At 39.4% G+C, this 12,605-nt stretch carries 11 protein-coding genes, 7 tRNA genes and 2 pseudogenes; 14 read left to right on the top strand and 6 right to left on the bottom strand.

Going from position 1 to position 12,605, the window contains the following annotated elements; translation table 11 throughout:
- Positions 1-184: 184 nt before the first annotated feature.
- From BK049_RS05575 to BK049_RS05545, 7 genes are all read left to right on the top strand, one after another.
- Positions 185-259, top strand: a tRNA-Asn gene (locus BK049_RS05575).
- Between the two features lie 4 nt (positions 260-263).
- Positions 264-354 (top strand) — tRNA-Ser (locus BK049_RS05570).
- 9 nt (positions 355-363) lie between these two features.
- Positions 364-435: transfer RNA gene (locus tag BK049_RS05565), tRNA-Glu, on the top strand.
- Between the two features lie 20 nt (positions 436-455).
- Positions 456-530: transfer RNA gene (locus tag BK049_RS05560), tRNA-Gln, on the top strand.
- A 32-nt stretch (positions 531-562) separates the two neighbouring features.
- Positions 563-638: transfer RNA gene (locus tag BK049_RS05555), tRNA-Lys, on the top strand.
- 7 nt (positions 639-645) lie between these two features.
- A tRNA-Leu gene (locus BK049_RS05550) sits at positions 646-728 on the top strand.
- A gap of 48 nt (positions 729-776) precedes the next feature.
- Positions 777-860 (top strand) — tRNA-Leu (locus BK049_RS05545).
- 604 nt (positions 861-1,464) lie between these two features.
- On the opposite strand, the gene BK049_RS05540 is transcribed toward BK049_RS05545, so the two are convergent.
- Together BK049_RS05540 and BK049_RS18775 are read right to left on the bottom strand one after the other, a co-directional pair.
- Positions 1,465-1,689 (bottom strand): hypothetical protein, encoded by a 225-nt coding sequence (locus BK049_RS05540; protein ID WP_071168039.1) that lies wholly within the window; start codon positions 1,687-1,689, stop codon positions 1,465-1,467.
- A 161-nt stretch (positions 1,690-1,850) separates the two neighbouring features.
- A complete protein-coding gene (locus tag BK049_RS18775; RefSeq protein ID WP_232532070.1) occupies positions 1,851-2,027 on the bottom strand; it encodes a hypothetical protein in 177 nt (58 codons plus the stop codon).
- Between the two features lie 206 nt (positions 2,028-2,233).
- On the opposite strand from BK049_RS18775, the gene BK049_RS05535 reads away from it, so the two are divergent.
- Positions 2,234-2,437: a cold-shock protein gene (locus BK049_RS05535; RefSeq protein ID WP_003214229.1), complete on the top strand. Its 204-nt coding sequence runs from the start codon at positions 2,234-2,236 to the stop codon at positions 2,435-2,437.
- 262 nt (positions 2,438-2,699) lie between these two features.
- On the opposite strand, the gene BK049_RS05530 is transcribed toward BK049_RS05535, so the two are convergent.
- Positions 2,700-3,161, bottom strand: coding sequence for a CarD family transcriptional regulator (locus tag BK049_RS05530; protein ID WP_034739418.1), 462 nt, complete (start codon positions 3,159-3,161; stop codon positions 2,700-2,702).
- Between the two features lie 263 nt (positions 3,162-3,424).
- Positions 3,425-3,608: pseudogene (locus BK049_RS05525) on the bottom strand (NADP-dependent alcohol dehydrogenase); the annotation flags it as partial.
- Positions 3,609-4,042: 434 nt separating this feature from the next.
- Between BK049_RS05525 and BK049_RS05520 the strand changes: the two are divergent.
- The 4 genes and pseudogenes from BK049_RS05520 (at position 4,043) to BK049_RS05500 (ending at position 8,892) form a co-directional block, all read left to right on the top strand.
- Complete coding sequence (locus BK049_RS05520; protein WP_071168037.1) at positions 4,043-4,615, top strand: TetR/AcrR family transcriptional regulator; 573 nt, start codon at positions 4,043-4,045, stop codon at positions 4,613-4,615.
- Between the two features lie 80 nt (positions 4,616-4,695).
- Positions 4,696-6,135: a DHA2 family efflux MFS transporter permease subunit gene (locus BK049_RS05515; protein ID WP_071168036.1), complete on the top strand. Its 1,440-nt coding sequence runs from the start codon at positions 4,696-4,698 to the stop codon at positions 6,133-6,135.
- A 118-nt stretch (positions 6,136-6,253) separates the two neighbouring features.
- A pseudogene (locus BK049_RS05505) lies at positions 6,254-7,367 on the top strand (IS3 family transposase).
- A 376-nt stretch (positions 7,368-7,743) separates the two neighbouring features.
- Positions 7,744-8,892 carry a type II asparaginase gene (locus tag BK049_RS05500; RefSeq protein ID WP_071168034.1) on the top strand — a complete coding sequence of 383 codons (1,149 nt, stop codon included), beginning with the start codon at positions 7,744-7,746 and terminating at the stop codon, positions 8,890-8,892.
- A 101-nt stretch (positions 8,893-8,993) separates the two neighbouring features.
- Here BK049_RS05500 and BK049_RS05495 read toward each other — a convergent pair whose 3' ends face one another.
- Positions 8,994-9,887 (bottom strand): alpha/beta fold hydrolase, encoded by an 894-nt coding sequence (locus BK049_RS05495; protein ID WP_071168033.1) that lies wholly within the window; start codon positions 9,885-9,887, stop codon positions 8,994-8,996.
- A 60-nt stretch (positions 9,888-9,947) separates the two neighbouring features.
- Positions 9,948-10,400: a MarR family winged helix-turn-helix transcriptional regulator gene (locus BK049_RS05490; RefSeq protein WP_034739421.1), complete on the bottom strand. Its 453-nt coding sequence runs from the start codon at positions 10,398-10,400 to the stop codon at positions 9,948-9,950.
- Positions 10,401-10,631: 231 nt separating this feature from the next.
- On the opposite strand from BK049_RS05490, the gene BK049_RS05485 reads away from it, so the two are divergent.
- Positions 10,632-11,237, top strand: a complete 606-nt coding sequence (locus tag BK049_RS05485) for a TetR/AcrR family transcriptional regulator (RefSeq protein WP_008359765.1) — start codon at positions 10,632-10,634, stop codon at positions 11,235-11,237.
- A gap of 31 nt (positions 11,238-11,268) precedes the next feature.
- Positions 11,269-12,483, top strand: a complete 1,215-nt coding sequence (locus BK049_RS05480) for an MFS transporter (RefSeq protein WP_008359768.1) — start codon at positions 11,269-11,271, stop codon at positions 12,481-12,483.
- Positions 12,484-12,605 lie beyond the last annotated feature (122 nt).

Below are 12,605 nucleotides of genomic sequence, written 5' to 3'. Positions count from 1 at the left end.
CTCTGGTCTCCGTTAAGAGGTCGGGGTCTTTCTGCCATGTTACCAAAAGGAAGGGAAAAAGGCTTGACTGTTATATTAGTATATGTTAAATTATAAAAGCCGTCGCAAATGGAGCAGGAATGAAACGCTTAAAAATTCTTGACACATTTTTCTGGCATAGATATAATGAAACATGTCTTATTATTCCGCAGTAGCTCAGTGGTAGAGCTATCGGCTGTTAACCGATCGGTCGTAGGTTCGAGTCCTACCTGCGGAGCCATAATGGAGAAGTACTCAAGTGGCTGAAGAGGCGCCCCTGCTAAGGGTGTAGGTCGCGCGAGCGGCGCGAGGGTTCAAATCCCTCCTTCTCCGCCATGATCATATGGCCCGTTGGTCAAGCGGTTAAGACACCGCCCTTTCACGGCGGTAACACGGGTTCGAATCCCGTACGGGTCATGTTTTGTTTTTTGATTCGTTGGGCTATAGCCAAGCGGTAAGGCAACGGACTTTGACTCCGTCATGCGTTGGTTCGAATCCAGCTAGCCCAGCCATTTTTATATATATGTTTTTCTGCATAGCAGATGAGCCATTAGCTCAGTTGGTAGAGCATCTGACTTTTAATCAGAGGGTCGAAGGTTCGAGTCCTTCATGGCTCACCATTGTCACGCGGGTGTGGCGGAATTGGCAGACGCGCTAGACTTAGGATCTAGTGTCTTTATGACGTGGGGGTTCAAGTCCCTTCACCCGCATTGTTTTTTCAAACAGTGCACATATGAACATATGAGCACACCATACATGCGGTCGTGGCGGAATGGCAGACGCGCTAGGTTGAGGGCCTAGTGGGTGAATAACCCGTGGAGGTTCAAGTCCTCTCGGCCGCATTAATGAAACCAAAGGTGGTTAAACCTTTGGTTTTTTAGTTTCTAAATGTGAATCTAATCAGTATCTACCCACCTATTTTATGTAAGTGTTTTTTTTGTTTAAGATTGAATTTTTATTATATAATGTCGTCTGATTTTTCTGCCGTGGTCTTTGAAGTTATTCTCTCTTTTAAGCTTTAATCATAAAGCTGTTCCAATTGGAACGGTGACGCTACTGTCTTTAGATGTGATTGACTTCGGTCGTTAAAAATAAATCTTCTGTTGGTACTAAAAGATTTATTTATGATTATTTGGGTTTGTTCTGGAAAATAGAAAACTGTGGCATTTGGAGGAATTCCCCTCAAAATAACATAATAATGGTCATTAAAAGCGTTGAAATCTCTTTGCAGGTGATAAAGAAATTTTTTACTTCCTAGAGGAGACGGGGGAATTTTTAAAGGCTATAGAGGATCTTTTAGCAATGCTTTTATAAATGTGACCTTCATATCTAAACATTGATTAATGACACAACCAAAAAATATAGAAATTGAATAATCTATCTCAAAAACACTCACTGTTTAGGTGAGTGTTTTAAATATAAATAAATCAGGCTACATGAGCTTGTTTAAATTAAAAGCTCTTTTTTATATTTTTCATTATCTAAAATTTTATAACCGATAAAGTTAGTATAATCTTCATTTTCAAAAAGGAATTCAATCCCTAAAAATGTGGATGAGCTTTTTACAGGTTTATCAACCAATAAAAAATAATATGAACCATCTATTTGTTTATACATTTGAGAAATTTCGTTATTTTTTATATAAATTGCTTCTTCCCCGAAAATCTCCAAACCGACTATCTTGTTTTCTCTATCAATATCTAATGCTATTAACTCGTTAGCTTCTAACTCTTCTGTTTCCTAAATTTTATATTTATATTTTTTATTAAAGACATATATATATCCAAAGTTAGCTGCTTTATCAAAAGTTATCCTATTTTTCATTATCTTCATTATTTCCACCTCTTTTTAATTCCACTTTTATATGTTGTAGTCAAAGTATTGCCCTGTTTAGCTACTGCTACACCCTTATAATGATATATTGTAGAGTTATACTTTGGATCATAATACTTTTTACCGTATTTCACCGCTTCAAAGACTTGTTTAGGAGTAATCTGACGTTGAATCATTCTCCTGTCTTATTTGTGTCACTATGTCATGTGTGATTCTTTTTCAAATCAACAAATTGCAATAATTTCCGATTCATGCTATAATAAAAATAATTATTTTTGTTCGGCGTAAAGGATAGCATGAAGATTGACTTTTCGTCTTGAGGGTACTTTGGGCAAGGATAGTATAATACATTGTGTGGTAAACGCACGAGGAGGCAACAATCATGGAACAAGGTACAGTAAAATGGTTTAACGCAGAAAAAGGTTTTGGATTTATCGAACGTGAAGAAGGAGACGATGTATTCGTACATTTCTCAGCTATCCAAGGTGACGGATTCAAATCTTTAGACGAAGGTCAAAAAGTAACATTTGACGTAGAGCAAGGTTCTCGTGGAGCTCAAGCTGCTAACGTTCAAAAAACTGCTTAATCTTCATTTTTTTTAAACAGGTTCTCTAACAGAGAGCCTGTTTTTTTGCATCAAAAAACCCTACTCAGCGTGCAAGTAGGGAGATGTTACAAGGTAATCGCAAAAAAATTCATGCTTCAAAGGTTTAGTTACAGTATAGCATATTAGATTTACAAAATGCGGAATTTTCCTAAATAATTTCTTTTTCTTTACTGAGCCGAAGATAGGGGGATTTGTTCGTAGAGAACATGTATTCAAAAAATGGGGAAGCAGGTAGACAATATTAGCAGAAACTCTTGATTTGTTTTTCAGTGATTCCTTTGATGACTTCTAGCTCACTAAGCAAATACCCATAAGCATCGTCAAGCATTTTCTTTTCGCTTGCATTCAGTCTTTTTTCTTTCTTCATTCGCATGAGATCACGTACCACTTCAGCGCCTTCTAATATGTTACCCGTTTTTATTTTGTCCGTGTTGATTTTATATCTCTCTTTCCATGGCAATAACTTATCTGATGTTCCATTTTGAAAAGTGTATATGATGTTCTTTAAGGCAAGTATATCTGTAACAGGTCTTATCCTTGACCTTGACATCTTCTTTGTAGGAATCATCACTTTCATATGGCTAACGGCCATCTTAATGACATAATACGATTGTTTTTTATCAGAAAATTCTTTTTCTTCTATGGCCTCAATTATACCTGCACCATGCATTGGATAAACAATGTTATCACCGACTTGAAACATATCATCCACCTCCATATATAGAACCTACTTTAAGGGTACCACACATAAGAGTAAAATAATCAAATTTTTAATAATAACACGATTAATTATTTTATGTCAACGATTTTTGATCAAAATATAAGAGGGTTATTGATTTATTCCATAACATCACGAAAACGAAGATAAGCAAGAAATGTTTAAACAGGATATCTCCACCTTCACCATAAATGGTTGAAGCATCAAAAGGCCAGCTAATCAGGCCAGCCTTTCAAAATCAATTTCGATCATAATGTTGAAATATCAATAACAAAGCGATAACGCACATCACTTTTCAGCACACGTTCGTACGTTGATCACTTCAATTTGTGGCGCGATGTTGTGAGCAGCTGCAAAATCAAGCATTTCTTGTGTTTCTTGAATGCCGCCAACGAGTGACCCGGCAATGCTACGCCGGCCGGTGATTATGGTTGTCCGTTCAAAATTCGCTTTTGCATGTGAAACACTTAAAACGTTTGATTGATGCGTCTGACACATTCTTGATCATCCTTTCAAAAGTAAGTTTCGGTTGTTCCACTATACTGTACGTCTTAAAGTGAACTCTAAGTCAAGAGAGAACCTTCTGCTGCCATCAATTCAGGCTTTTGCATCATCCTTGAATAAAGAATTGAACCAAAAGCATCTTGTTTTCTTTATTAAAAATGCCTGTGACGAGTCACAGGTTTTGTTATGAGGTTCTTTTTTGAAGGGAAAGAAGGAGGATGAGTCGAAAATAACAATTGACAAGGCGGACAATTGTCCGTAACATAAGATCGGGACAATTGTCCTGAAAAGAACCTAAAGAGTCTTGATGTAAAATATAGAGATAAGTGCAGTGTGGATGAAGGGAAAGAAGGTAAGGCATCATGGAAAAGGATATTGGAAAGGAAATTGAAGAGGTCGCCTTCTCCTTGTTTGAAGAGTTTGGTGTAGAAAATGTCAGCATGCATAAGATCGCAAAAACAGCTGGTGTCGGTCAAGGGACTCTTTACCGCCGCTATGCAAATAAAAGTGACTTGTGTCTTTCTATATTAGGAGAAAAATTTGAACAGCTGATCCCTGCTTTACATCTGTATTTGAGCAAAATAAGTGATCAACCGGTTCGAGATCGTCTGCAATATGTTCTCGAGGAGATCCATCTGATTGTCGGACACCACTTAGACTGGGTTCGGATGCTCACGATCTCTGGGAATTTAGAGCAGACAAGTAAATTATATGATTGTCATTACAGTCAATCACTCAAACAAATCATTCGCGGTTTGCTGGAGGAAGCGAAAGAAAAAGGGGAAGCGAACATACAAGATATTGAGCTGACGACATTATGTATGTCCTCTCCAATGACGCCTGAACTCATGTTTTATATTCATGAATCTGGCTATTCAATCGAGAAAATTGCACAATTCGCTGCAGAAAGACAGGTTTTATCCGTTTTTTCATAGACTTTGAAGTGGCTCATTTCTGACCAGCCTGACTTCTTATGATTTACCCTTATTTGAAAAAGAAAAGGAGCCAACTTAATATGAACAAACAGCAAGCGGCAGCTTCTGATATTCGAACGCTGCCCATAATTATTTCATTTATCACAGCTGGGTTTATTGGTCTGTTTAGTGAAACGGCACTAAACATGGCGCTCAGAAGCTTAACATTAGACTTTGGCATTGAAGCGACGACTGCTCAGTGGCTGACAACAGGATATTTATTAACACTTGGTATTCTCGTTCCAATTTCAGGCCTCATTCTTCAATGGTTTACAACAAGACAGCTTTTCATTACGTCGCTCGTCTTTTCGATCATTGGGACATTTATTGCCGCAGTTGCACCAGTCTTTAGTATTTTAATGATTGCACGTGTGGTGCAGGCAGTCGGAACAGCCTTACTTCTTCCATTGATGTTTAATACGATTTTGGTCATCATTCCACCTCATAAGCGAGGCAGATCAATGGGGATTATTGGTCTTGTGATTATGTTTGCACCAGCAGTTGGTCCAACGGTCTCAGGTCTTATTCTTAAATCGTTAACATGGCATTGGATTTTTTGGATTTCGCTTCCATTATTAATGGCTGCACTTGTATTTGGTTATATCTTTATGCAAAATATTACGGAACCAACAAGACCCAAAATCGACATCCTATCAATTGTGCTTTCAACGATCGGTTTCGGTGGAATTGTATATGGCTTTAGCAGTGCCGGTGAAGGCGGCGGCTGGAGCAGTATGCATGTGATTGTGGCGATTGTAGTGGGGGTGATTGGTATTCTTGTGTTCTCCCTCAGACAGCTGAACATGAAAGAACCAATGCTGAATTTAAGCCCATTTAAATATCCGATGTTTGTCATAGGATTACTTCTGATCTTAGTATGTATGATGGTGATGCTATCTGCTATGATGATTTTGCCGTTATATTTGCAAACGTCTCTGGCGCTTTCTACATTTACAGCTGGTTTAATGCTGCTCCCAGGCGGCATTATCAACGGATTACTGTCTCCAATTATGGGGGGCCTATTTGATAAGTTCGGACCGAAATGGCTTGTCATCCCAGGCCTTGCGATTGTCGCAGTCACGATGTTTGGCTTCACGAATTTAAGTGTGAATACGTCAATCGGCTATATCGTGACGCTTCATATTACATTAATGGTAGGGATCGCTATGATTATGATGCCAGCTCAAACAAACGGATTAAATCAGCTCCCACCAGAGCTATACCCGCATGGTACAGCGATTATGAATACATTGCAGCAGGTGGCTGGAGCGATTGGCACAGCGGTCGGGATCTCGATCCTGTCTTCAGGTGCTCGCAGCTTTATGAAAAATGTGGCTGATCCGTCAAATCCGGTCAATCAGCTGCTAGCCTTTACAAACGGCGTACAGCATGCATTTATCTTTGCTGTCATCATGACCGTCATAGGCTTGATCATTGCTTTCTTTATAAAACGAGTGAAGGTCGAACAGCAAGTATCATAAGGCATTCAAAGCACTGAGGGCATTGGGGACTGACCCCATAAAGTGAGACAAATAAAAACACCTTTAAGTTGAAAATCGGGTATATCATACCTGAAAACAATTTGGAGGTGTTTTTTGTATGGGAACAAGAGCCAGTTACCCCGCAAGTGTAAAAGAAGAGGCGGTTCAGATGAAGTTGGCAGGAGTCTCAACAAAAGAAATCATGGACAAGCTAGGAATTAAGAATAAAACACAAGTGAAAACTTGGATGAAACCGGTGGGTATCACAATGGTGAAACCCACCGGTTTCATCAACCTGTTGGAAAGCAGTATTCATACGGTAAAGGACCTGAATACCAAGATGAAAACGAGAGATTGAAAACAGAAAATCGCTATCTAAATCAACAAATAGACATATTAAAAAAGTACCGAGAATGGGAAAGGTGGTGGAAAAAGAAGCACTCGTGTCGATCTACGAAACGGTAAAAGATAAAGTGAGTGTCAGTGAATTCTGTCAGCTATTTGAAGTGGCTAAATCAACATTTTATCGTTGGAAAAAACAAGATCATCATCACTCAAAGCAACATGGGTTAATCAAGCTTATTTCAACACTTTGTAAGTTGCACAAGTATATGTATGGGTATCATAAAATAACGGCTCTTCTACGCAAAGAAATGAAGATCAACCATAAGAGAGTACAACGAATGATGCAAACCTACGGTTTGCAGTGTCGTGTGAAAGTGAAAAAGCGTAAACAGACCGGTCAACCCTATTACATTGCAGAAAATCACTTAAAACGAGATTTTTCTGCGACAAAGCCACTTGAAAAACTGGTGACAGATATCACGTATTTGCCATTTGGGCAAAAAATGCTTTATCTATCCAGCATAAAAGATTTATATACAAGTGAGATTGTGGCTTATACGATTGGTGATAAACAGGATGTTTCTCTTGTTTTAGATACATTGAAGCAGTTAAAGACACTGCCTAAAGGCTGCGTACTTCATAGTGATCAAGGTTCGGTCTACACTTCCTATGCTTATCAAAAGGAGATAAAGGAAAAAGGCATTACCATGAGCATGTCCCGTAAGGGAATGCCCGCTGATAATGCCCCCATCGAATCCTTCCACTCCAGTTTAAAATCAGAAGGATTTTATCTCCACCACCTGACAAACACTACAACAGCCATTGTAGAAAAAACAGTCAGGGAATATATTGATTATTATATCAATATCCGAATTCAATTGAAATGAAACAGCCAGTCACCAAAAGAGTTTCGGCAACTGGCTGTTTCGTAAAGGTGTTTTGATCCCTGTCTCAAAAACGGGGGTCAGTCCCTGAATCCTCTGCTAAAACAAAGAATCACAAATCCAGTAGATGAGACTGCTTAGGATCATTATGGGAACGGATGCCGGGCTATCATCAATAGGTTAAGTGGGACCGGCTCACTCTATATTCTGTGAAATTAGGTATTTGGATAGAAATAAATGTTGATCACCATGATTTTTTACCTTTATTTGGTACTAGCTCTTTTGCCTCATGCTGATGAATGAAGGAATGGTATAAAGTAAATCCTATAGACAGAGATATAGCCTTTCATCCATTACATTTAAGAAAAGAGATGATCGAATGAACGTAACAAAATGGTTTGGAGCTGTTCTTCTTTCTGTTTCATTATTGATGACAGCAGCTTGTGCCAACACGAACACGCAAGAGAATAATCAAAGCGAAAAAGAAAGCGCAACCAGTGAAACAAAAGAAAAAAACACGACTGTTGAGACAGGGAACAAGTCATTATCCAATATTAAGGTGCTCGCAACAGGCGGGACAATTGCTGGTAGTTCGGACAGCGATACAGATACGACGGGGTATAAATCTGGTTCACTTGGCATTGATAAAGTCATTGATTCAGTTCCTCAGCTGAAGGATATTGCGAACGTGACAGGTGAGCAGGTAGCGAATGTTGGCAGTGAAAATGTTGATAACGCACTTCTTTTAAAATTAGCCAAACGAGTCAATCAACTGTTAAATGATGACGAAGTGGATGGCATTGTGGTCACACATGGCACAGATACGCTTGAAGAGACGGCTTATTTTTTACATTTGGTTGTCAAAAGTGATAAACCGGTTGTGGTCGTTGGCTCTATGAGACCTGCCTCAGCTATCAGTGCAGATGGTCCGCTTAACTTGTACCATGCTGTAAAAATTGCATCCACAAAAGAAGCAAAAGGCAAAGGTGTGATGGTGACATTAAATGACCGAATTGCCTCTGCCCGGTTTATTACAAAGACGAATACCACCACAACAGATTCTTTCAAGTCTCTTGAGCAAGGATACATTGGAGAAGTGGCTGGTGAAGTGGTGTCTTTTTACAACGAACCGACAAGAAAACACACAGCTGACAGTGAATTTGATATATCTAAACTAAAAGAACTTCCGCAAGTCGATATCTTATACGGCTATCAAAATGATCAAAAATATATGTATGATGCAGCGGTCAAAGCAGGAGCGAAGGGCATTGTTGCTGCCGCAGCAGGAAATGGAACGATGTCCACCGAAGCGATCAAAGGAGCAAAAGAGGCAGTGAAAAAAGATGTGGTTATCGTGAGATCAAGCCGCGTAGGAAATGGCATTGTCACACATGAAAAGATGGATGACGAGCTTCATTTTGTGTCATCGGATTCATTAAATCCACAAAAAACACGTATTTTGCTCATGCTCGCATTGACGAAAACAAAAGATCCAGATAAAATTCAAACCTATTTCGAGCAGTATTAATAAAGAAAAATCCCCTCCAAGTATAGTGTAACAGCCGAATGAAAAACAGGAATTTCACACTATTTACCTAGGGGGGATCATCTCACATAGTAGGTCTTCTTTTATACATCTTCCTGATGTTCAGCACGCTTCTTTAAAGAGAGTAAAATATCTCGCCAAATCTCGTCTACGTCAGTAAGAAAATGTCCCGCTTGATCTATATAAGAGGTTTTGACGTTTGGAATCGTTGCAGCTATTCTTTCTATCTCTGCAAATGGAGCCATCGTATCTTCCTTTCCATGCCAAACATCAACCGGGATTTGTATATCTTTTATAGCGAACCCCCACGGTCGAGTGAGCAAATCTGGTTCATGAATGCATTCATCCACAGATTGACGAGTAGCTTCGTATAAATGAAGCATCATTAGCTCCAGCTGCTCATCGGTTTGAAGGAATTGACGATCCCAAGGATGTAAATGTTTGTTCCCTTTTTTCGTGAGTTTCTTGAATTTCTCTGGTTTTTTTTCAATTAATTTTTTCTGAGCGCGATAGCTTGCCTTTAACAGCCAAGGAAATCTTTTACTGAGGAAAAAGGCAAGCTTATTTTCCTTTAGCATACTTTTAGGTGGTTTACCGTCCTGAAACGGGGTGGCACTTGAGACGAGAGCAGCTGAAAGAATGCGGTCTGGCAATTGATAGGCACAACCAGCAGCGAATGCTCCGCCTCCAGAGACTCCAATGACTGAAAAATGAGAGATGCCAAGGTGATCGGCCGCTTCCTGTACGTCTTTTGCCCAGTCTAAAATGGTACGGTCAGGCTTCGGATCAGATAAACCAAAACCCGGTCTGTCTAAAGAAATGAGACGAATGCCAAGCTCTTTTGAAAGAGGATCATCTTCTAAAAACATGATTCTAGAACCAGGTGTACCATGAAAAAAGAACACGGGATAGCCTTCACGATCACCGTATTCGATTACCCCCAATCTACGTCCATCTTGCAAATGAATTATATTCATCAATACATTCAACTCCTTAATAGTTAAGTTGTCTTAAATATTGAACGGAGAAACACCCTGTTAAGGTGTTTCTTTTGCAATTGTATAGAGCTTTTCATAAAGAGATAAGAGTGTTTTTAAATCTTCCTTTGGAAGCTTTGCATAGTATTTTTGAATAAGGTGCAGTTGAATTTTTTCGATATTTTTGTGATATTCATGCCCCTTTTGCGCAAAATCAACAATAATCTCTCTTCGATTATGTGGATTAATTTCTCGTTTGACATATCCTAGCTGTTCAAGCTTTGAAATGAGCTGGCTAGCGGCACTAGAAGAAATCGAAAAATAATCAGCTAGTTCATTGATTGTTCTCGTTTTGGTACGCAATAATTCTAGAGTCAGCTGTTGCTTCGTTGATAAATCCGCATATTCATTTTTTAAAAATCGTTGGTACTCTTCTACATAAATAGAGCCTAATGCATTCGAGTAATCTATAATCTGTTTGCTGAAATGTAGGATTTCCTCATCCAAATACATCACCTCTTTTCTTTTTTATTATATGCCATTTTAATAGTTAAGTGAAGTTAAATGTTTAGATAAATTAATTAATGGAAATGCCCGGCTTAGTTTTACGTGTTTCAATCCTTGTGGATATGGGCGCTTTTTCATTGTGCTGTGGGTGAGATCATTTTATAATGAAAATAAACCAACTGGTCGGTTTTATTTTGTCCGTATGAAGAAATGTAAGGGAGAAGGGATTGTAAAGAGATGACAAGTACACAAAGCGGCGCTGAAAAGAGTGAGAAGACGAAGCAAAAGATTGTCACCGCGTCACGTGATTTATTTGCGAAAAAAGGATATTCCGAAACATCTGTGCGAGATATTCTAGAGGCTGCTGAGATTAGTAAAGGCAACCTCTATCATCATTTTAAAGGAAAAGAGTTTTTGTTCCTTCATATTATGGAAGAGGATCATCGATTGATGATGGAGACGTGGCATGAGAAGAAGAAAACGCTGCATCTGGCCATTGATAAGCTCGCAGGGTTTGCAGAGCTGCTCAGTCAAATGGGGATTAACTATCCTTTAATGAGAGCTAGTGAAGAATTTTGTGCCAGTGCATTTACATCAGATGAAGTCATGGAACGGCTGAATAAAATTGATGCCGACTTTGATGATGTGATGAGAGACATATTGCTTGAAGGGAACGAAGACGGCAGTTGGTCGATTGAGCATGTTGAATCGAAAGTGAAAATCTTACTTTCCGTTTTTTACGGATTAGACGTGTTATATAGAAATGACACGATGCAGGAGAAAAAGGAATTACAAAAAGAGGCGATCTCATTGTTTATTCACGGAATCAACCATCATGAGTAACAAGTGAGTCAGTAAAGGAGAAACAAACATCATGCAAAAAGCGATTCGTGAGCAAAAAGCGGTACTCGTTATTTTATTAAGTAATATATTTATTGCGTTTTTAGGCATCGGCCTCATCATTCCTGTCATGCCGCTCTTTATGAATGTGATGCATTTAACGGGCAGTACAATGGGATACCTTGTGGCTGCGTTTGCTGTTGCGCAGCTCATAGCATCACCCATTGCTGGAAGATGGGTAGACCGCTACGGAAGAAAGATGATGATCGTGTCAGGGCTGTTTCTATTCGCATTATCAGAACTCGTCTTTGGCTTAGGGACACATGTGTATGTTCTTTATTTTGCAAGGGTTCTGGGCGGCATTAGTGCGGCATTTATCATGCCGGCTGTCACTGCCTATGTCGCAGATATTACAACTGTTCAAGAAAGATCAAAGGCGATGGGATATGTATCTGCGGCCATTAGTACCGGCTTTATCATTGGACCTGGAATTGGCGGGTTTATTGCAGAATACGGTGTTCGCCTGCCATTTTTCTTTGCAGCTGGTATTGCATTTATTGCCGTCATTTCGTCTATGTTTATGCTAAAGGAGCCGTTAACAAAAGAAGAACGAGCGAAACAAATAGATCAAGCGAAGGAATCGACCTTCTTTAAAGATTTGAAAAAATCTATTCATCCAAGCTATCTCATCGCCTTCATCATTGTGTTTGTTCTGGCGTTTGGACTATCTGCATATGAAACGGTCTTTAGCTTGTTTACAAATCATAAGTTTGGATTTGGTCCAAAAGATATTGCGATTATCATTACTGTCAGTTCGATTGTAGCAGTCATCATCCAAGTGCTTGTGTTCGGTAAACTGGTGAATGCTCTTGGGGAGAAACGAGTCATTCAGCTATGCTTGATTATCGGGGCGGTCCTCGCTTTTGTTTCGACAGTCGTTTCAGGCTTTTTGGTCGTGCTGATCGTCACATGCGTCATTTTCCTTGCGTTTGATTTATTGCGGCCGGCATTAACGACCTTCTTATCAAAAATCGCTGGTAATCAGCAAGGATTTGTCGCGGGCATGAATTCTACCTACACGAGCCTCGGTACAATTTTCGGTCCAGCGCTTGGCGGTATTTTATTCGATCAAAATATTCATTTCCCCTTCCTATTCGCGGGTGTTGTTTTATGTCTTGGGTTAGGCTTAACCCTTATTTGGAAGGGGAAGGTGACAGAAGCGGCAGCAGGGACAGCAGCTGACGATTGAGTCATCGACAGGATGAGAGTCAGCCACACAATCGAGACAAAGGACGTTTGCATAAATTGATGTTTCATTTCCTTAATCATTTGAATCGCTCCTTTATATAAGTTGATCCATAAGATACAGAA

Origin of the sequence: Bacillus xiamenensis (assembly GCF_001857925.1) — a bacterium.
In the GTDB taxonomy this organism is placed as follows: Bacteria; Bacillota; Bacilli; order Bacillales; family Bacillaceae; genus Bacillus; species Bacillus xiamenensis.
Note: the sequence above shows the minus strand (reverse complement) of the source record. Positions and strands in the feature narration are given on the sequence as shown.